15 protein-coding genes are annotated in these 20,753 nt (G+C 59.8%); 10 read left to right on the forward strand and 5 right to left on the reverse strand.

From position 1 onward, the window contains the following. Positions 1-36: 36 nt before the first annotated feature. Positions 37-1,050, forward strand: coding sequence for a hypothetical protein (locus tag JFX23_RS02710; protein ID WP_198775606.1), 1,014 nt, complete (start codon positions 37-39; stop codon positions 1,048-1,050). Next, a complete protein-coding gene (locus JFX23_RS02715; protein WP_198775607.1) occupies positions 1,023-1,808 on the forward strand; it encodes a hypothetical protein in 786 nt (261 codons plus the stop codon). The genes JFX23_RS02710 and JFX23_RS02715 overlap by 28 nt, the downstream gene beginning before the upstream one ends. A 33-nt stretch (positions 1,809-1,841) precedes the next feature. Here JFX23_RS02715 and JFX23_RS02720 read toward each other — a convergent pair whose 3' ends face one another. Both JFX23_RS02720 and JFX23_RS02725 read right to left on the reverse strand, forming a co-directional pair. Next, a complete protein-coding gene (locus JFX23_RS02720) occupies positions 1,842-2,357 on the reverse strand; it encodes a SprT-like domain-containing protein (RefSeq protein WP_198775681.1) in 516 nt (171 codons plus the stop codon). A 2-nt stretch (positions 2,358-2,359) separates the two neighbouring features. Continuing rightward, complete coding sequence (locus JFX23_RS02725; protein ID WP_198775608.1) at positions 2,360-8,293, reverse strand: DUF3418 domain-containing protein; 5,934 nt, start codon at positions 8,291-8,293, stop codon at positions 2,360-2,362. A gap of 483 nt (positions 8,294-8,776) precedes the next feature. Here JFX23_RS02725 and JFX23_RS02730 point away from each other — a divergent pair, with 483 nt between their 5' ends. The 3 genes from JFX23_RS02730 to JFX23_RS02740 all read left to right on the forward strand — a co-directional run bounded on the left by JFX23_RS02730 (position 8,777) and on the right by JFX23_RS02740 (position 11,908). Further along, positions 8,777-9,208 (forward strand): hypothetical protein, encoded by a 432-nt coding sequence (locus tag JFX23_RS02730; RefSeq protein WP_198775609.1) that lies wholly within the window; start codon positions 8,777-8,779, stop codon positions 9,206-9,208. Beyond that, positions 9,208-10,149 carry a BREX-1 system adenine-specific DNA-methyltransferase PglX gene (locus JFX23_RS02735; RefSeq protein WP_198775610.1) on the forward strand — a complete coding sequence of 314 codons (942 nt, stop codon included), beginning with the start codon at positions 9,208-9,210 and terminating at the stop codon, positions 10,147-10,149. The genes JFX23_RS02730 and JFX23_RS02735 overlap by 1 nt, the downstream gene beginning before the upstream one ends. A gap of 67 nt (positions 10,150-10,216) precedes the next feature. After that, positions 10,217-11,908, forward strand: coding sequence for a DUF262 domain-containing protein (locus JFX23_RS02740; RefSeq protein ID WP_198775611.1), 1,692 nt, complete (start codon positions 10,217-10,219; stop codon positions 11,906-11,908). Positions 11,909-11,931: 23 nt separating this feature from the next. On the opposite strand, the gene JFX23_RS02745 is transcribed toward JFX23_RS02740, so the two are convergent. The 3 genes from JFX23_RS02745 to JFX23_RS02755 form a co-directional block, all read right to left on the reverse strand. Continuing rightward, positions 11,932-13,518 carry a recombinase family protein gene (locus JFX23_RS02745; protein WP_198775612.1) on the reverse strand — a complete coding sequence of 529 codons (1,587 nt, stop codon included), beginning with the start codon at positions 13,516-13,518 and terminating at the stop codon, positions 11,932-11,934. Beyond that, the gene (locus JFX23_RS02750; RefSeq protein WP_198775613.1) at positions 13,519-14,028 is read right to left on the reverse strand and encodes a hypothetical protein; all 510 of its coding nucleotides are present in this window, start codon (positions 14,026-14,028) and stop codon (positions 13,519-13,521) included. It abuts the gene before it with no gap. 314 nt (positions 14,029-14,342) lie between these two features. Then, positions 14,343-14,855 (reverse strand): Eco57I restriction-modification methylase domain-containing protein, encoded by a 513-nt coding sequence (locus JFX23_RS02755; protein WP_198775614.1) that lies wholly within the window; start codon positions 14,853-14,855, stop codon positions 14,343-14,345. Positions 14,856-14,986: 131 nt separating this feature from the next. Between JFX23_RS02755 and JFX23_RS02760 the strand changes: the two genes are divergently transcribed. The 5 genes from JFX23_RS02760 to pglZ are packed head-to-tail and all read left to right on the forward strand — an operon-like array spanning position 14,987 to position 20,745. Next, on the forward strand, positions 14,987-15,529 hold the full coding sequence (locus JFX23_RS02760) for an N-terminal phage integrase SAM-like domain-containing protein (protein ID WP_198775615.1): 543 nt from the start codon (positions 14,987-14,989) through the stop codon (positions 15,527-15,529). A gap of 14 nt (positions 15,530-15,543) precedes the next feature. Continuing rightward, positions 15,544-16,200: a tyrosine-type recombinase/integrase gene (locus tag JFX23_RS02765; RefSeq protein ID WP_198775616.1), complete on the forward strand. Its 657-nt coding sequence runs from the start codon at positions 15,544-15,546 to the stop codon at positions 16,198-16,200. 26 nt (positions 16,201-16,226) lie between these two features. Beyond that, on the forward strand, positions 16,227-17,270 hold the full coding sequence (locus JFX23_RS02770; protein WP_198775617.1) for a BREX-1 system adenine-specific DNA-methyltransferase PglX: 1,044 nt from the start codon (positions 16,227-16,229) through the stop codon (positions 17,268-17,270). Then, positions 17,267-18,265: a virulence RhuM family protein gene (locus JFX23_RS02775; RefSeq protein WP_198775618.1), complete on the forward strand. Its 999-nt coding sequence runs from the start codon at positions 17,267-17,269 to the stop codon at positions 18,263-18,265. Before JFX23_RS02770 ends, JFX23_RS02775 begins: the two co-directional genes overlap by 4 nt. Next, positions 18,262-20,745: a BREX-1 system phosphatase PglZ type A gene (gene pglZ / locus JFX23_RS02780; protein ID WP_198775619.1), complete on the forward strand. Its 2,484-nt coding sequence runs from the start codon at positions 18,262-18,264 to the stop codon at positions 20,743-20,745. The genes JFX23_RS02775 and pglZ overlap by 4 nt, the downstream gene beginning before the upstream one ends. Positions 20,746-20,753: the final 8 nt, after the last annotated feature.

Below are 20,753 nucleotides of genomic sequence, written 5' to 3' on the forward strand. Positions count from 1 at the left end.
GACTCAGGTGATTCAAATATGCAATATGAGTATCATATGATTGATGTTGTCAACTATCTCCACGAAGGCCTCCAAGTCGAGGTCGTGGAGCGTTCGTGGCCAGGTGAAGCGAAGTTACCGCTTCACCTGCGAGACGTGGCCAACTACTCCCTTTGTGTTCTCGGGAGGTGGGACTCCGAGTCCGTTGAGGACGGGAGCTTCGTGCTCGCCCGTATGAAAGAAGGAGCGACTCTGCCAGAGTGCAAGAGAGTACACAGAGTTGTCTCAAGCATCTGCGGTTTACCCACCGTCATCTGCGCCCCCCTTGAGTCTCGGCAACGGCAAGCACTCGCCAGTCAGGGGCTGCCTTTCATCACCCCTGGACTGCAGATCCATATGCCCTTCCTCGGAATGACTCTGAGTTCACGCGCGCCTGCGGGTTTGAGAGTTGGTCGGCAGTACAGGGAAAAGCTCTCTGCCCGTGCACAAACCGCTGCAGTATGGGCTGCGAGGAGTGAAAGGTGGGTATCTCTTTTCGATATGCGCCAGGCTTCGGGTTTGCATGCCAGTGATGCCAGTCGAGCAGTCGAGGAACTCGTTGACCAGGGAATCGCAGACAAAACCCGTGAAGGTCGGATGGTCCAGTACTCGATTATCGGTGGTCGTCATCGAATGCTCGATGAGAAACTCTCTGTCTTCGACACTCCGGTGCTTAAGACCATCATGGTCCGCTCCGACCCTTCTTTCGAAGTATTTCCTTTGGGCGGTGAGAGTGCTCTTGCGGAACGCACGGACCTGACTCCTCCGAGGGTGACGATCCGCGCAGTCTCACACCGTGACGCGCGTGCTCTGACATTCATCGAGGCGTTCGAGGGCGAGTACCCGGATGAGCAAACGACACTTCTTCAGATTTGGAAGACTCCGCCCTTGTTCGGGGATTCTGCAGATCGGCAGATCGATGATGTTTCTCTGGGTTTGTCACTGAGCGCAGGCGATGAGCGTATTGAGCAAGCACTTGAGCAGCTTTTTGGGAAGGAATATCTATGGCCGTGCATGACAGCCTCGGCCTAAAGGTTTTTGCTCGAGCCTTTCGAGGCCTTGAAGGCTCCTACGCCCTCATCGGAGGAATGGCCTGCACAGTTTTGATGCGCCAGGCTGAACTTGACTTTCGCGCAACCAAGGACTTCGACACGGTGCTTCTCGCAGATGGTGATCTTCAGGCGGTGAGCACGGCCGTCTGGCGGCTCGTCGAGGACGGAGGGTATTCGATTAGGCGAAGCAGTGATGGTGCGCCGATCTTCTACAGGTTCGACAAGCCCCAGCACGCGGGATATCCGAAGATGATCGAGCTGTTCTCAAAGGTGCCAGACTTCCTCAAAGAGCACGAAAGAGCGATCAAAGCACCAGTGTTTGCAGGCGACGAGGTATCAAGTTTATCCGCGATTCTTCTCGACGAAGATTACTACGAGTTCCTCTTGTCTGGCATCATTCCAGTTCACCTGGATGATTCGACTGATCGCGTTTCTGTTCTGGAAGCGGACAGACTGATCGCATTCAAAGCGAAAGCATTCCTGGACCTCTCCGAACGTCAACGTGCTGGGGAAACCGTTGATAAGAAGAACATCAAGAAGCACAAGAACGATGTCTTCCGGCTGGCGCAGCTTGTGGTGCCAGGGACTCGTCTCCTTGCGCCCTCGAGCATTGCAGCTGACGTCGGTTCATTCCTCGAGGCCATGCGGGACGAAGACATCAACCTCAAGGCTCTGCTCGGCAGCCGCATCAGTGCAGAGGAGGTTCTTGCAAGCATCGCCGACATGTACGGACTGTGATCTGAGTGTGAGCCTCCTCAGCGTCGAGCCCTATCAGAAGCTGAGGTTCTTGCGGATCTGACGCAGCTCTCGCGCATAGGCTCCGCCGGGCACGGCGGTCACGCCCTCGTACTCCCAGGTGAGGATTCTGGCGGGATCGAAGCTGGGCGAGCAGGAGGCGCAGGCACTCACCCTCCTGGGGGCGCGGAACAATCGGCGTTGCGCACCGCAGTGCGGGCAGGTGCCGACCCAGGGTTCAGGGGGAGTGGGCAGGGAGGAAGGCAGGCGGGCAGTGTCGGGGGCGCCGAGCATCCTCGCGGTCCTCTTCCACAAGGCATCATGATGGTGCTGCGGTCCGACCAGTGCGTGCGCGATCTCATGCAAGATGACACCCCTGACCGTGTCCGGATCGTACAGATCCGTCAGCGGAGCGGATAAGGTGATCGTCTTCGTCCGGTGCGTGCACGATCCGGCCCTCCTGCGGGCAAAGTCAAAACGGAAAACCCATCCGTGCAGTTCGGAGGCTTTCATGAGCAAGAGTGCCTCACGCCGGGCGATCTCACGGTCCACGATCACACCGACTCAATGAGGGCGGCGACCCTCTTGAAAGACACTTTGTTCGGAGTCCCCAGCTTCTGGGCGAACACGGACACTCGCAGTTCTTCGAGGAGCCATCGGGCAGAAGAGATCGTCCTCGCCGATCTGGAATCGTAGGGACGGTGAGCGGCCAGGGCTTCGGCCTCGGCAAGGCTCGCTTCAAGGGTGTGCAGGCGATCCATATCCTCCAGATCTCGTTGAAGAGCGCCCGGTGAAGCGCAGGCCCTCTCAATGCGCACGGCCCCGGCGCGCAGGTAGCGGGCCAGGTGGGGTAGTGCGGACATGGGCGTTTCTACGAGGAAGCCCGGGTGGATGAGGGCATGCGTGTGCTCTTCGACTTCGGCGACGATCGGACGCATGGAGGCTTCACTGTGGCCGCGGATCTGAGAATCGACTTCGGACTGGGCTTCCATTGCGCGGACCACATGCCCAAGAATCTCGTAGACCCGGTCCTCGTGGATGTTCCGGCAGCGCGCGACTAGCTCCTCAAAGGCTCCGGCGTCGCGGATCGCTCCTGGCCCCGCCTCCCCGCTCAACTCATCGACGAGGGAGAGAGCCGAGGCCAATTGCGCATCATCGACGAGGGCGGCCGTGTCCTTGTAGGGCGAGGCCGCGAGCATGAGGGCTTGGCGTCCCGTCCAGCGGGTCGTGACGCGGGTCCGCTGGAGGCGAAGCCTGAAAAGGAGCAGTCGAGCAAGGCCTTCTCGGTGTTTGCGCTCCGCTTCGTGAGGGTTCGCCATGACACGCACTCCCGCAAGCGGATTCGCAGCATCGCCCTCGGCGACGAGCGCAGGGAAGGCCCTAAGGGTCGCCGAGGAGCCGGGGGATTCAATCGAACGGGGAAGGGGTGTTTCGGGGAAAGCGGTGAGGGCTTCGAGGTGAAGGCCTGCGGACATGTGGCCGTGAGGAGCTGAGACGCTACGAGATTCGGCGTGCGGGGCTTTGCCGCCAGGCGTGCGTGGAGCCGACGCATGGTGTGAAGAGGGGTCTGTGGCCTGTGGGCCTTGAAACTTGTGTACCCGGGTGGAATCAAGGTCTGCGAAAGTCCCCTGGCCTGAAGAGCTGTATTGACGAGCGGTCTCCTCTAAGGAAGCGGCGCTGTGGTCTTTGAGGTTGGGAGTGCCATTCTGGCCTGAATAGCCCTTCTGGCCTGAAACGGCGTGGCCGCTGGGGCCGGGAGCGCTGAGCGCCGAGGAGGCAGTGGAGCGAGCGCGACCTCGGCCTCGACGCCCGGAATGATCACGAGAAGCTTCGAGCATCGCTTCGGCGACCGCTCCTCTCACCGCCGAACGGATGGCCTCTTCGGCTCGGCTTGCCAATTCGCGCTGAAGATGGACGAGATCAGTGCCAGCGCCGATCTCGACGCCGTGGGAATCGAGGACGACGAAGGTCATGAGCAGATGAGGGGGAAGCTTGCTGCGAGCATGCGACAGATCCGATTCAGACAGTTCGACTCCGCGCAGGACTCGGATGGCAGTCGCGAAAGCCTTCTCAAAAGCTGGGCGCTTGTGGGACCAGTCGATTGTGGAGGGGCCCGTGTTCGGGGGATTCGAGGCCGTCACAGCAGCGGAGTGAGTGTGGGGTGCAGCGGAGTCTGTCTGTGCCGCAGCAGAGCCCGGCAAGCTTGCAGCGGAGCCCGGCTGGTCCGTGGCGGAGTGGGAGGCTACGCTCCTTGGGGCCGAGTCCAGCACTGTGGGGGCTGAGTCCGCTCCTTTCCCAGCTGCGCCATTTCGCCCAGGGTTCTTGTGAGTAGAGGATTTGCTCTGTCCTGAGCGGCTCGCATGCCCCGTGGACTGACTCCAGCGGGCGAGGCGATCCATTGCTGCGCCAAGACTCATCGGATCCGGGGCCTGTGCATCCTCCTTCTTGGGCGCTTGCGACCCAGCTTCGAGGGGGTCGAGCGTGCCCGCAAGAGCCCTCTCAATCCATGCAGTGGCTCGAGCTCCGACCTCGGGCGCGGGCGCGAGGAGGCGGCGCTTCGCCTTGGGCAGAGCGCGGATCATCTCTGTGATGAGCTCTTCGCGCATTCCGGGTACGAGCCAATCAGTGCCCTCATCGCTCACCCGCTCGAGCACCTCGATCGGGATGCTCAGCGTGACGCCGTCACGTGAGGAGCCGGGGGTGAAGGCGTAGGACAATTCGAGTTCGAGCCCCCCGCTTTCCCAGGTGTCCGGGAAACCATCACTCGCTTCTCCGACTCCGCGCGGAAGCAGCAGGGAGTCCGTGTAATCAAGCAGCTCGGGATGGCTTCGCCGCTCGTTCTTCCACCAGCGGTTGAAGTGGGCGGCAGAGACGATATCGTCTGGGATCAGCTCGTCGAAGAAGACGAAGCGAGCCTCTTCATCGGCGACGAGGCCGTGGGTGCGCGAGCGGCGTTCAACTTCACGAGCCTGTTCGACGAGCTCGTCATTGTGGGCCTGGAAGCGATGGCGTTCACGCCATTCCCCCGCCACGAGGGCGTGGCGGATGAACATTTCGCGCGCCAACTCGCGGGCTGTAAGAACTGAGTGCGCTGTGAGATGTGGCTGGGCTTGTGGAGTAGAGGCCGAGGGCGCGGGCGCCGAGGGAGGGGGTACCGACTCGAGTTCGGCCTCATTCTTCGGCGCGGCCTGTGCTGTCGCCTCAGCGCGTGTGTCCGCTTCTTCCTCGCGCCGCGTGCCCGCTGGTGGCTTGCTCCGTGCCTCCAGTTGCGGTTCGTTCGGTGCGCCCTGCTTTCGTGGGGCTTGGCAAGAGGGATCTTCGACTGTGTCCTTCCCAAAGCCTCGCGCCCCTAAATCCGCATTCGCTCCGTCGACCCCACTCCCGGAGTTTGCAGCGCCTCCGAGTGTTGCGATGACCGCAGAGTCTGTGGCGCCCTCGGAAGAGGAGGAAACGCCCGGGGAAGCAGTCGCGGAAACAGCTGAAACCCCGGAGACATCAGAAGCGGAGAGGGCTGCGGTCCCGGAGAGTGAAACAGGGGCGGAGACAGCGCCCTCGTCTTGCGCACTTGAAGCGTCAGGCTCGTCTTTCCCTGCGCAAGCCAGAGCCATCGCCAGGAAATCACGGCCAACAGAGCCCAACTCCCGGCTCGATCGACGCTCATCACCGGCCCCCACGAGGCCCTGCGCAAGACCGGCAAGAGTCCCCGCAGTGACCACCCCAGAATTGCGCGCCCCGCCCTCGTCGATCACACGGTCCCCGAGGCGGCCGAGCAACACCGGGCGCTCCGCGACCAAGGTCAAGCCGTAGAGCAAGAGCTTCTCCTTCGCCATCGCCGCGCCCTTGGAAGACGACCAGTAGGGTTCGGAATAGACGCGCTTCAAAAGATGAGTCGCGAGGGGCTCAACCCACGCCGGGTCGATGCGCGCAACCGTGCGGGCGAAAAGCCGAGAAGTCTCCACCAGCTCCGCCGTCATCACCCACGCCGGATGCGAGCGGGCAAGCCCCGAACCCGGCCAAATCGTGAAGCGTGCTCCTCGCGCCCCCTGGTAGTCGCGCTTCGCCTCGTCCCAAGAACCAAGATTCGACAAAAACCCGACAAGCATTGAACGGTGCACATCATCGGCGTCAACCGTCCTCGACCCCTGGGTGAAAGCGACGACCGCGCGAGCCGCAGCATCTTGCGCTCCCCCGTACTGAGCGGCCTCAATGACATCTGCCGGAGAGGGGAGCGCCAAGGGATGCACGATGAGATCCAAAGGCCGCGCCATCTGCTGGAGCTGGACGACGACATCCCTCCACTCGCGGAAACGCAGGTAGTGCAAGAACTCCGCGCGGCACAGTCGCCGGAACTGCGAGCCCGACAGATCACGCTGCTGAACATTGAGGTAGCGCCACAGATTCAGGTAGGTGATGAAATCCGAATGCGGGTTCGCGAAGCGCGCATGCGCCGCATCCGCAGCCTGCTGATGTTCAAGAGGGCGCTCGCGAACATCCTGGATCGATAGGGCTGCCACGATCACGAGGATCTCCGAGGCGCAGCCATTCGCATCGCCCTCAAGGAGGATACGGCCGAGCCTCGGGTCGATTGGCAGGCGTGCGAGGTCGCGGCCGATGGGGGTGAGGCGATGCGTGGTGCGGCCAGAATCGTCCTTCTCCTCGCGAAGCGCCCCGATTTCAACAAGAGAGGCGACCCCGTCTCTCACGGCCCGGTGTTCGGGGGCGTCAAGGAAGGGGAAGTCGGCGACGGAGCCGAGGCCGAGGGCCGCCATCTGCAAGATCACGGACGCGAGGGAGGTACGGAGGATCTCCGGTTCAGTGAAGCGCGGGCGCGACTCGTAGTCGCCTTGGGAGTACAAGCGGATTGCGATGCCGTCCGCGACGCGGCCGCATCGACCGGCCCTCTGGTTCGCGCTGGCCCGGGAGATGGCTTCGATGGGGAGGCGCTGCACTTTCGTCCGGTTGGAATAGCGCGACACTCTCGCAAGCCCCGGGTCGATAACGTAGCGGATCCCCGGCACCGTCAGGGAGGTCTCGGCAACATTCGTCGCGAGAACAACGCGGCGCAGGCGGTGCTCTTCGAAGACGCGATGCTGCTCGGCGGCGCTCAGACGAGCGAATAGGGGCACGATCTCGATTGAGCCGGGCAGAGCTTTCGCGGTGTCTCCCGCGCGAACACCGCGCGTTCCGAGGTGATCGAGGAGGGCCTGCTCCGTATCGCGAATATCGCGTTCGCCCGGAAGGAAAACGAGGATATCCCCTTCGCCCTCGGCGCACAGTTCATCAACGGCATGGCAGATCGCGCTTTCAACATCAATGTCTTCGCCCAAGCCGTATCCGAGGGTCGGCAGATCATCATCAAGATCTTCGAGGACGAGCTGGGTGGCGTCCGGCTCGGGGGTGAAAACGAAGGCTGAATCATGAATGGAGGCCGCATGATGTGTGCAGGTCGTGTCGTCCTCGGTGGCTTTTGCCAGGGGCTGCTCGGTCTTCAAGGCTTGCTCCGAAGGAGGCAAGCTGAGCGGGCGGGCAGCGAACCCCGAGAGTGAGGAGGAATCCTCAGCGGATGAGGAGGATTCCTGAGAACTCGTCGAGGTCGAATACGAGGAGACAGCATCGGCGGCGAGGGGTCGGTATCGGATCTCGACGGGGAAAGTCCGGCCGGACACTTCAATGACAGGTGCAGGCTCAATGAGGTGCCCCCGCCCCGGAGTGCCTTCCCAGCGGCCGAAGTGCTCGGCGAAACGGGCCGAGTCGATCGTTGCCGAAGTGATGATGACTTTCAGGTCCGGGCGGGCTGGCAGCAGGCGTGCAAGATATCCGAGGATGAAGTCGATGTTGAGGCTGCGTTCGTGCGCCTCATCAATGATGAGCGTGTCGTAGCGGCGCAACAGTGGGTCGGATTGGATCTCCGCGAGGAGGATGCCGTCCGTCATGAGTTTCACGAGGGTCGTTGGGCCGACCTCGTCGGTGAAACGCACCTGGTAGCCGACGACCTGGCCGGGCTCTTTGGAGACTCTTTGCCCGAGCTCTGCGGCGATGCGGTCCGCAACCGAGCGGGCAGCGAGCCTGCGGGGCTGGGTATGACCGATCATCCCGGTGACGCCTCTGCCGAGTTGGAGGCAGATCTTCGGCAGCTGGGTCGTCTTGCCCGAGCCGGTTTCACCGGACACGATGACGACCTGGTGGTCGCGGATCGCGGCGGCAATCTCATCGCGCCGGGCAGATACGGGCAGATCCGGGTAGTCGATGACGGGGATCGCGGCTGCGCGCTCGGCAAGGCGTTCAGGGGTGAAAGGCTGGAAGGCTCGGGCTCGCTCTGACTGGGGGCGTCGGGTACGACGGGTTGTGCGAAGCTTGTCGCCCCTCTCGTTTTCCTTACGTCCTGCCCCACGGCGCTCTTGCGTGCGCTTCGCAAAATGCGCAGACTTCTTGGTATTCCTGCGCCCGCGGTGCTGTTCGCGCCACTTCGATGCTTCGCCCGACTGCAATGTCCCGTCCTGCTGTGTTGTTCTCGCCTGGGGTGTTGCCCCGACCCGAGGTGTCTTAGCGGGGGCCTGGGATGCCTCTTTGGTGGCCTTGGAACGGGAGTCGCGGGGTGTCTTTGAGTCGGTGTGCCGACCTGGGCTTGGGGTTGGTCTTCCGGTGATGTGCGGGCGCGACCCCTTCGGCCCCGCTGGCTCGCGAGGGCCGGGGGCTTTCGAGGAATCGGGGGCATCGGGCACTCTGAGAGTTTAACGGTGACAGGGCCCGCGGTCGTGACGAAGACGGTGCACAGGCCGGGGCGCTCGCCTCATCTTTTTGAATGTCGGGCGAGGTCGCGGTGCGTCGAGTGACGGACTTGCGTATTCGTGGTGTCAATCTCCCACGGTCTCGTCGTGTACATCGGTCTTCCGTATCGTTGATCGGTGATACTCCCGTGAAGTCTCTAGGTTCTAGTGGTGGTTGCAACAGGGTCTTTGTGAAGGAGTTCGTTGTGGCGGGTCGATGACCATGTACGGGAGGCGCGCGAGGAGGTCATTGCGGCTATTGCCGACCGACGGGAGGAGCTTCTCGCGAGTGCCTACTATGAGCGCGCCGATGAGTCGGCACGCAGGAGCGTCGTCACCGAGATCGATTGTGTGATTGAGTCGGTGTCACGGCAAAGCGATATTTCGATGATTCATCAGACTCAATCGGCTTTCGAACGCGATCGGTACACGGCGATGATTGAGCGCCTCGACGCATCCACTCACGATGACGGACAGGAGCTGGCTCCGGTGAAGTCCGTCGTTTCGATTGCGACGATCAGTGCCAAGAGCGGTTCGGGAATCCTCGACACGGCCGCCGACGTTGACGCATATCTTGCGGCCCTGCGCAGGGCACTCATGTCCACTCTTGATGACGGGAAGCGAATCGTACTCTGATGGAGACTGCACCTTTGAAGTCTTTCGCTACATCTGCGCGCAAGGAGCTCCTCCGTGAGGTCGATGCGCGCCTCACTGCGGTGCTCGCCCCGGGATCTTCCGAGCAGGTCGAGCATCCGTCGATCGTCAATTCCCTTGAGGACGCGATCGCTCAAGCGGGTGGAGGTCACAACGGTCGCAAGCACGTTGTCGACCGAGCTGCGTATTTGTGGTTCAACCGGGTCAGCGCGCTGCGTTTCATGGATGCGAACGGCTACACGGGGATCGCTGTCGTCTCACCGGCAGCCGATCAAGTTGGTCAGCCTGAGGTGCTCGCTCTTGCGAAACGTGGCCAGGTTGACAGCGAGGTTGTGAAGGCTTCAGAGGCGGCGACAGTCTTCGGGCTGCTCAGCGGTTCTGTCTTGCCGAGTCCGGGCGCTGAGGCGTACGCTCTCCTTCTGAGGAGCTACTGCCGTTTCTGGAATCGCGCGATGCCGTCAATGTTCGAGCGCGAGGGCGATTTTTCTGAGTTGCTCATTCCGAGGAGTCTTCTGGCCGAGGGAGCGCTCCTTGATCGCGCGTGCGCTGTGTTGACACCTGAGGTGTGCGAAGACGTCGAGGTGATTGGCTGGCTCTACCAGTTCTATATTTCGGAGCGCAAAGATGAGGTTTTCGCTGGTTTCAAGAAGAAAAAGAAGGTCGGCGCCGATGAGATCCCTGCTGCTACTCAGCTCTTCACTCCTCATTGGATCGTCCGCTATCTCGCGGAGAATTCGATCGGGCGATTGTGGATGCTCAACCATCCGGGGTCGGCACTGATCGAGCGGATGGAGTACTACATCGAGCCGGTCGACGAGGAGAGGGACTTTCTCCGTATCTCCTCTCCTGAGGAGATCTCCGTCATTGAAACTTTTATGACACGCTGGATACAAAAGCGCGCGAACTACGATTTAGCCGCCTGACTGGTTCACTCCGCAATCCATGTCAATTTGAGAGAATGCCATCCAACCGACGACTTAGGGGCAAGTAATGACTGGCGAAAATAGGCAGCTTGATGCAAAGGAAATAAGCGTCGGCAGGCTACTAAACGATGGAGACTACGAGTTTGTCATCCCTGAATACCAACGCCCTTATGCCTGGGGCGTCGAGGAAACCCTGCAGCTCCTTTCCGACTTGCTTGGGGCGTTGGAGCGTGACACCGATGATCCTTACTTCCTTGGTTCCGTCGTCTTGGTCAAAGACCCTAACAACCCCCGCGCTGAGGTCATCGACGGGCAGCAACGACTGACTACCCTCACCCTTCTGCTTTCGCTTCTACGAGACCTGGCTACCGATGACGAATTGCGTAGAGACATCCACAGGCTCATTGAGGAACCGGCCGTTGGCTGGGAAGACAAGGCTGCGCGACCCCGCTTGGCGCTACGTCCACGCGACAACCAGTTCTTCTTAGAATATGTCCAACAGCAGGGCAGCACTCTCGGGTTGGTTGGACTGAGCAACAACATCCCGGAGACGGACGCCCAGCGCGGTCTGCGCGACAACGCCAAGGCACTCTACGAGGAGTTGCAGAACCTTACTCCCGAACTGCGCAAAGATCTGTTTCGCCTCATCGCACGACGAGCATTCTTGGTCATCGTTGCAACTCCTGACTTGAACAGTGCGTATCGCATTTTCTCGGTGATGAACGCTCGGGGACTGCCTTTGTCGCCCCAGGATATTTTCAAGTCCCAGATCATCGGCGCGATCCCTGAAGGCCAGAAGAAGAATTACGCTGACCGGTGGGAACGCCTTGAGGAAGATCTGGGCCGCGATGAGTTCGGAGATCTGTTCCTTTATATTCGTGCGATTAAAGCACGCATGCGAAGTGTCAAGAGTCTGTTGCAGGAATTCCCTGAGCAGGTTCTCAACGTCTATCTGCCGGACAACGGAAGCGGCTTCATAAAGGAAGTTCTAGAGCCGTATGCCAAAGCAGACATTCGCCTGAATGCTCAAGACTTCCAAGGAGATGACCCGCTTTGGGAGCAGGTCAACAATTGGCTAAAGCGTTTAGCTCAACTCGACAACGATGACTGGCGTCCCCCAGCTTTGTGGGCGATCACCGAGCACGGCGAAGACCCCGAATTCCTAGTCGCGTTCTTCAGCAAGCTCGAACGCCTTGCTGCCAGCATGCTTGTCCGCCGGGTCTACGCGACGCCACGTCAGATGCGTTACATGGAGCTACTCAAACAGCTCGCTGATGGTCATGGTCTGGATTCGTATAGCTTCGAACTCACCGACATTGAACGAGCAGAGACGATGAAACGCCTCGATGGGGACATCTACTTGAACGCGCGTGTTCACAAGTATGTGTTACTACGGCTGGATTCCGTGCTGGCTGATGACCCGGGAGCTACCTACGACCACAAGATCATCTCGGTCGAGCACGTTCTGCCCCAAACCATCAATCCCGATAGCCAGTGGGCCTCAAACTTCACTGAGGAAGATGCCACAACGTGGACCCATCGCCTCGGGAACCTACTGCTGCTCAACCGACGGAAAAACTCCAGCGCTGCAAATTACGACTTCGACGTTAAGAAAGAGAAGTACTTCAAGTCCGGGAAAGGAGTGGCGGTGTTCGCACTCACCACGCAGGTACTCGGAGAACCGGTGTGGACTCCGAGTGTTATCAACCGACGTCAGGAAGAACTTATTGAGGTCTTGATTAAGGAGTGGCAACTCTAGTCACACCCTGACACCGTCCCAAGTTACGACTTGATGGCGACCACTTGGGTGCTGCCGTCGCGGAATTGAAAGGTGACATTGCCGTCGACGTCGACGACGCCTTTAACGAGCAAAACTACGCAGAGGTGTGGGCTGAAGACCAACTGTTCGAGATCAAGGTTGGCGGTCTCCTGCCTGTAGTAGTGGTAGGCGGCCAGTCGGTTGTTCTTGTTCTGTATCTCGGCGACCACGGCAGCGTGCTCAGCTAACAGCGCCTGGTGCTGTTCGTGGCTAGCGTTGAACGCCTTCTCGTAGGTTTGCTGGTCTTGAGCGACTCGTGCGTTGTGGGCGATCATCGATTGGAGCTTCTTGGCCACCTCGTTGATCTGAGCGAGAAGCCCGGCGGCCTCAACCTCCAGGTCACTCGTGTCGAGGGCGTCGAGAACGGCTTGGTTGACGCCGGTGTCGGTCGGTGAGCCGAATCGAAGACGAATGGCCTCCAGGAACATGTCCTTGAGTCGTTGATCGCTGATGTGCCCGGTGGCGCATTTTTCCTGGCCTGCGTATTTGTGGCCGCACCGCCAGATGACCTTTTCGTACTTACTGCCCGCGTGCCAGGTTTTCGAGCCGAAGAAGTGTCCACACTGGCTGCACTCGAAGGTCGATGAGAAGGGGCGGGTGCGGTGCTGGGTTCGCTGATCTCTAGCGCCTTTAGCTATTTCGGCTTGGACGAAATCCCACACTGCGGGGCTGATGATCGCCTCATGGCTGGCGGTGACGTAGTACTGGGGTACTTCGCCTTGGTTGATGACTTGACGTTTCGTCAGGTAGTCAGCGATGTACGATTTTTGCAGGAGAGCGTCACCCTTGTATTTCTCGTTGGTGAGAATGGCTCGTATGGATTGGTAATGCCAGGTCTTGTTGCCTGCGGCGGTGAAGGTTTCTGGTTCGTCGGTGAGGGTGCGGGCAATCGTGCCGATGGACATGCCGCCTAAGTACATGTTGTAGATCCGGCGCACAGTTTTGGCTTGCTCGGGGTTGATGACGAGGCTGCCGTCTTCGCCTGTGTCGTATCCGAGGAACCGAGAGTATGGGACGGTGACCTTGCCATCGGCGAAGCGTTTGCGGTGTCCCCAGGTGACGTTTTCTGAGATGGAGCGGGCTTCTTCTTGCGCCAGGGAGCTCATGATGGTGATGAGGAGCTCGCCCTTGGCGTCGAAGGTCCAGATGCCTTCTTTCTCGAAGAAGACCTCCACGCCTTTGTCTTTGAGGGCTCGAACGGTGGTGAGCGAGTCGACGGTGTTGCGGGCGAAACGAGACACGCTCTTGGTGATGATCAGGTCGATCTTGCCGTCGAGCGCGTCGGTCACCATCTGCTGAAAACCGGCACGCTTTTTCGCGGAAGTGCCGGTGATGCCTTCATCGGTATAGACCTTGACGAACTGCCAGCCTGCGTGGTCGCTGATGTAGCGGGTGTAGTAGTCGACTTGGGCTTCGTAGGACGTCACCTGATCGTCGTGGTCGGTGGACACGCGGGCGTACCCGGCGACCCTGCGCAGGGTTGTCTGTCCAAGTGGAGCACCAGTGTGGAGAGCTCGGATGGCGGGGATTGCTGTGACGGTGCGGGCCATTTAGCGTTCGCCTCGCTCGGCGCGCAGGCGCTCAGCCTCTGCCTTGGCCACAGCCCGGTACTTTGCCAATGCTTCTGGTGGTGTTGGTGCTTGCCGTGGGTTGTCTAACCCGAGCCTTTTGGCTTGGGCCCAGCGGGCACGCACGAGTTCACCCCAGGCGGCTTTTCTTGCTGGGGTCCACGAGCTCTTCTTCAGGTTTGGTCGCCACGTGTGGGAGCTGCTGGTGCCATCGGTGTAGTGGAACGTGTAGTGGTCTTTTCCTTGCACGTCGATGTGGTCGATACGCTCGTTGAACACCTCTTCGTCGAAGGCCACGATGTCAAGGACTTGAGCGATGAAGCCTTTGAGTGCCGTGTCAGAGATCTCGCAGGTGCCGCATCCGGTTTTGCGGCCTTTCTTCCGTTCGGTGCAGATCCAGTGCTCGGTGGAGATTGAGTTTTGGCTTTTCGGATTGCGTACGTTGCGCACAAACGAACAGTCGCAGGCAACGCATTTGATCTTCGACGTCAACGCCACAGTTTCTATGGACCAGTTCGCCCGGGCCCCGAGTTCACGTCGGCGTGCGATCTCGGTTTGCACAGACGGTGAAAAATAGGTGTCCGTGTTCTGTGGTCGTGATCGAGAGTGACCCCCATTTTCAGTTCCGAAAGCGCGAACCTCTTCTCCGTCGTTTTCCCAGTTGACGACGAACTCTTGGTTGCCGTACCACTTTCGAAACTCGCCCCCCTTGTTGTACGGGAACCAGCGTGCTCCGCTTCGAGCGGCGGCTTCACGCGACGTGCAAGCGAAGGCGATGCGAGGTATCGCAACCTCCCACCACTCCCTCAGAAATCTATTGTTATCTGCTGTTGCAAGTCCCTGCCGCAGGTTCGCAACCTCACTAAGGGGCTGCCCCTCTTTGAACGTCGCGCGCATTTTTTCACTGAGCCGTAGACAATCGGCGACCCTGGGATCGCCCCGAAGTCCTCTTGCGAGACTTCGAATCTGTTGTACTCGATGTCACGGAACAACTGTTCGATGACTTCAACAGATCGGACTTCGACGTGCTGCTCGAACAAACGTCGGTAGACACCGTGAAGCCCTACTGCGTTTCGATTGTCAATGACGAAGGCGACGGTGCCGAAGTCTGACCCGAAGACTCCGCGACCAAGATGCACCATCGTAGCGATGCGTTGAGTGGCAAGGAGATCTTGCCGCAGAGTTTCAAAGGACTTGAGAGACATCCACGACGGGAGATTGATCATCGTCCAGGTGCCGCCAGGCTTCGTCAGCATCTGTGAGCGAAGCATGAAGGCCGTCATAAGATCTGCCTTCCCGGTCGGATAGGTCTCTTTCATGAACCGTGACTCGTTCGGAGAGTGCAGTACCGGATCCCGGGGAGCATCCTGGTCTTCGTCACGCCAGTGCTGAGGTAGATGGCTACCCCCATGGCTACCCCCACGGATCGGCGCTTCCCATCATGAAAACCATGGGACAACGACGACCTCGACGAAAAGGAACGGGATCCATCTATCGGAACTCACGCGGCCAATGGGTCGCAGCGATAGAAGTGGGATGGTCGGCGACAGGAAAACGTCGTCGAATCACCTTCAAAGCCCGCACGGAAGCCGAAGTACGCGCTCGACTTATCCAGGCGCAGCAGCGCATTGCGGTGGAGGGGCCGACAGCATCCTTCACGTCGATCAGCGTCAAAAGATGGGCAGACGAATGGCTTGAACACAGGCAACGCATCGTCCGACCCGGCACCTTCGTTTCCGACCAATCCTCGATCCGACGATGGATCATTCCCGTCATCGGACACATCAGGCTCGATGTCCTCACACCGGCTGATATTCGTGCTGTAGCGCGAGCTCAAGAGGAGCAAGGACTCGCGCTCCCCACAATGCAACGCACCCATGTCGTGCTCAAGAAGATGCTCGCCGACGCCGTGGCGGAGGGATACCAGGTCAGTCACCGGAAACGCGACGCAAGCAGTCCCGGCGTGGGAAGATCCCCCCCCGTCAGGCCCTGAGCGTCGAGGAAGCCATGCGGATCCTCGACATCGCTAAGACTCGCCCCGACAGCTCACGATGGATCGCCGCCCTCGTCGAAGGGCTGCGCCCCGCGGAAGCCCTCGGACTCACCTGGGAGCAGATCGACTTCGATACGGAAACAATGATCCTCGCCTGGCAGCTCAAAGCCCTGCCGTATAGGAGGCACAGAGATCCAGCGAGCGGCTTCCGTGTTCCCAGGGGCTTCGAATCCCGGCGCCTCGAAGGCGCCTACCATCTCGTGCGCCCCAAGACCCGTGCCGGCACCCGCGTCGTGCCCCTCGCCCCCGCCCTCGTCGATGAGCTCACGACCTGGAAGGGAAAAGTCCCATCTCCGCATAACCTCGTCTGGCCAAAGGAGGATGGGGCGCCACGTTCCGCAGAATTCGACCGGAGCCAGTGGTACGAGATCGTCGACGAGGCAGGGGTCAAGGTCACGCTGCCCGATGGGACAAAGAGGCGCCCCCTGCTCTACGAAGCGCGGCACACTGCGGCCACCCTCTTGCTTGCCAGCGGCGTTGACGAGACAACGATCAAAGCGATTCTCGGTCACTCGACGATTCTCAGCACCCAGACCTACCTGCACACTGACCGCAGCCGGACCCGAGCAGCCCTCACAGCGTCGGCTGAAATGCTCGGATTAGGCAGGTAACCTTGGCGTATCGATCGGCTACCCGAATGGCTACCCCGACCAGTTTTTTCGTTGAAGAACATGGGATCCGCCGTCCGACGAACCCGCGCGAGGTATCAGTGAAGGCTCTCGAACAGATCGTTGCCCAACATCGCGAAGAATGGAAGCAGCGCTCCCTCGAACAGCGTCGGCTCGAAATTGAGAACAACGAGGCCGTCGCCAGACTTTACGGACTTGAGGACGAAGTACCTTCCCATGTACCGCTTGAACGAGTATCTCTCACGAACAATTCCGCCTTCCGCTGGCCGAACAAAACACCCGAAGAACGTGACCTCCTCTTCGCACAGTCTGCGATCGTTGACCTCATCTCCTATGCGGTCGGATGCATGTTCGGCCGTTACAGCCTGGACGCTCCAGGGCTGATCCTCGCCGACCAAGGGGCGACCATCGAAGACTATCTTGAAAAGATCCCCGCACCGAGCTTCATGCCGGATGCGGATAACGTCATTCCTGTACTTGACGCTGACTGGTTCGAAGACGACATCGTCGAACGCTTCCGGCTCTTCCTGCGCACAGTCTTTGGTGACGAGCACTTCGAGGAGAATCTCCGTTACATCCTTAACCTCCTCGGACTTAAAGACCTGCGCGAATACTTCGTAAAGTCTTCCAAAAAGGGAGCCTCTTCGAAGTTCTATGACGACCACGTCCATCGCTACAAGAAACGGCCGATCTACTGGCTCTTCTCCAGTCCCAAGGGATCGTTCAATGCGCTCATCTACATGCACCGCTACACGCCCTCAACGGTGTCCCGAGTCCTCACCTACCTGCGCGAGTACGTGACCAAGCTCGAGTCTGCACTTGCCCGTGCCGAGCGCGACAATGATGCGAAGGAGGCGGATCGCATACGCGCAGTCCTCATTGAGCTCAGTGAGTATGAGCACGACGTCCTCTTCCCGAAGGCAACCGAGAACATTGAGATCGACCTCGACGATGGCGTGCGGAGCAACTACCCGAAGTTCGGGGATGCCCTCAAGCGCATCAAAGGGCTCGAAAAAGCAGACAGCCGACCAAAACCTGGGGTGAGCGGATGAACGGCGAAGTGATCCTTTACAACACCGACGACGGGGCGCAGATGCAACTGCGCGCCTCGGAGGGGACGGTATGGCTGACTCAAGCCGAAATGGCGGAGCTGTATGGAACCTCGATCCCCAACGTTGCTCAGATCATCGGACGTGTTCTTAAGGACGGAGAAGTCACCGAGGCAACTATTCACTCAGAGTTAACAGTTCGTCGAGAAGGCGAGCGAGACGTCCGACGGCAGCTCAAGGTCTACAACCTCGACATGATCCTTGCTGTCGGCTACCGCGTGACGACTCCTCGCGCGGTCCAATTCCGGCAGTGGGCGACGAGCGTTCTCAAGGAATACCTCGTCAAAGGCTTCGCCATGGACGACGCGAAACTCAAAGGCTCAGATGGCTGGGACTACTTCGACGAATGGTTGGAACGCATTCGCGACATCCGAGCCTCGGAGAAACGCTTCTACCAGAAGGTTCGTGACCTCTACGCAACAGCGATCGACTACGCCCCGTCGAGCGATGCTGCGAAAGCCTTCTTCGCGAAAGTCCAAAACAAGATGCTCTGGGCCGTGACAGGACACACCGCAGCGGAGATCATCTCTTTGCGTTCCGACCCTGCGGGGTCAAACATGGGCCTCACCTCGTGGAGCGGAAGCATCGTGCGGAAACGCGACGTGGTGACGGCCAAGAACTACCTCCAAACAGCTGAGATTGCGGAGCTTGACCGCATTGTCACCATGTACCTCGACTACGCAGAAGACCAGGCGAAGCGACGTCAGGCGATGACCATGCGCGACTGGGAAGAACGCCTCGACGCCTTCCTCAGCTTCAACGAGCGCGAACTCCTCACCCATGCGGGCACAGTGAGCGCAAAGGTCGCGAAAGCACTCGCCGAAGATCGCTACACCGCATTCGATGCCGAACGTCGGCGGCAGGAGGCGCTCGCCGCTGACGAGGACGATGCTCGAGCCCTACGTGAGCTCGAACAGAAGATGGAGAATTACGAATGAGCAATCAGATCACCCGGCACCTGAGCCGACGCTTTGAAACTCAACGGATCCTCTTCTGGCACGATGGCGTAGGGGAATATAGCGATAGCGTCGAGGTTTACGTTCCCGAGGGCGTCGTGCTTCTGCGGGTAGAAGGCAATGAGTTCGGCATCAAACACCGCCTGCTCACTGACCGTGAGAGCAAGTACCTCGTCTACCGCACTGACGAGAGCCCTGCAGGTACCGGAAATTGGTTGCTCGACCAGGAACTCGCCCACGGCGTCTTCGTCGCAGATAAAACCTCGATCATCCAGCAGGAGCTCGGAATCGAGGACCCGCTGCTCCTCCCCGTCATCGAGTCCCACACGAAGTTCTTCATGGCGGCCGCCCGCAAGCAAGCACTCGCGAAGCTGCTCGCAGAAGGCGATGATCCGGCACTCCTTCGGACGAAGATGTGCCAGGTGCTCCTCAAGTCCTCCAGCCATCGTCTCTCCGACATTACTCGGGAGATCCTCCTCGAAGCTGCCGCCGATGGGCACGCAAAATTCGACGAACTCATGGCCTACGGTCTTGGCGACTTCTTCTGGACAGGCTTGCACGAAATATACGGCTACCGGAGTGAAGCGCCAACCGTCGACGACTTCATCCTTTGGATGTTCGCCCGTGCGATGCACAACTTCTCCTCGGACACTCCCGACGCCTATCGCAACATTCGCAACGACTACCAGAACCTCGTCTACGACGTTCGTACGCGTGAAGCGATGACAACTCTCGCCACTCGTGCCGCGCAAAGCCTCGGCGTTGCCTCGAAGATCGAGAACCTGAGCCTTGATGACCTCCAGGACCGCACAACCTTCGAGGAGATTGAGCAGAAGATCATCACCGACCTTACAGCCGCAGTTATTCAGCGGAGGATGGGCCCGCGCGATGTCGCTGCCCTCGTCCGTCAGCGTCGTAACGGCCTGTGGTACAAGGAATATGAATCCCTCTACACAGCCCTTCAGAGTGCCTCCGAGCTTCTCGCGGCGATCGTCAAACTCCCCGATACCATCGGCTCGGTCGCCGACGGGCTGGCGAAGTATCAGGCCGAATGGTTCCGAATTGACCAGCACTACCGGCATTTCATCGTCGCCTGGAGATCCGCTGAGTTTCAGAAGCCTCTCACCGGCCTCAAGGATGAGATCGACAAGCAGTACGCGAACCAGTACCTTTACGCCCTCGGAAACGCCTGGCAGGCCGCACTCGACACTCTCCACGAGTGGAAGACACCCGCCCTGTCGCCCCAGCGACGTTTTTACGACGAGTGCGTTGCTCCACTTCTCGCCGGTCGTTCCAAAGCGGTCGTCATCATCTCCGATGCCCTTCGCTACGAGATCGCCGAGGAACTCGCCTCAAAGATCCGATCCGAGGACCGCTTCGACGCCGAACTCGGTGCCGTCCTCGGGTCCCTCCCCAGCTACACGCAGCTCGGGATGGCGGCCCTGCTCCCTCACAAGAGTCTCAAGGTCGATCCGAGCGGAACACCCGTCTACGCGGATGGACGTCGTACCGACGGGACGGCGAACCGTGCGAAGATCCTCCAGAAGGCCAAGGGAACCGCGATCAGTGCGCAAGATGTCCTCACCATGACGAGCGAGGAACTGCGCGAGCTCTACAAGGCCCACCAGCTCATCTACGTCTACCACAACGTCATTGACGCGACCGGCGATGATGCCACGACAGAACAAGGAGTCTTCGAGGCCTCGGACCGGGCAATGAACGAACTCATTAAACTCCTCAAGAGATGGACCAACGCCAACGCGACGAACATTCTCATCACCGCTGACCACGGATTCCTCTACCAGGACAGCCCGCTCGAAAAGTCCTACTTCCTCTCCGAAAAGCCCCAGGGCGATGAAGTCAGTTACTCGACCCGTCGATTCGCCCTCGGCAAGAACTTGCGCCCGTCCTCGTCGTTCATGACCTTCACTGCCGAGCAGGCGGGAATCGATGGGGACCTTGACATCCAGATCCCCAAATCCATCCACCGGATCCCGCAACCCGGGAAGGGCACGCGCTACGTCCACGGAGGTGCCTCCCTCCAGGAGATCGTCGTACCCGTCATTGCGGTGAACAAGAAACGCAAGAGCGATGTTCGCTCCGTCGCCGTCGATCTCATGCCGGAGACCGACAAAATCACGACAGGACAGCTCTCCGTCAAACTCATCCAACGCGAAGCCGTCACCGACAAGATCCAACCGTTGCGCGTACGACTCGGCATCTACGTCGGCGACGTCCTCATCTCCGACCAGCCAATTCTTACTTTTGACTCCACCTCAGACAACCAGCACGACCGGTACCAGAATGCCGTCCTCTACCTCACCCAGGATGCTGACGAATACAACCGCCGCGGTGTCGAACTGCGACTTGAGGAGCCGATCCCCAACACCACGCAGTGGCGAACCTTCTCGACCGCGAACTACACACTGCGGCGATCATTCACGACCGATTTCGACTTCTAGGAGACGCG

Source organism: Schaalia cardiffensis (assembly GCF_016405145.1).
Classification (GTDB): Bacteria; Actinomycetota; Actinomycetes; order Actinomycetales; family Actinomycetaceae; genus Pauljensenia; species Pauljensenia cardiffensis.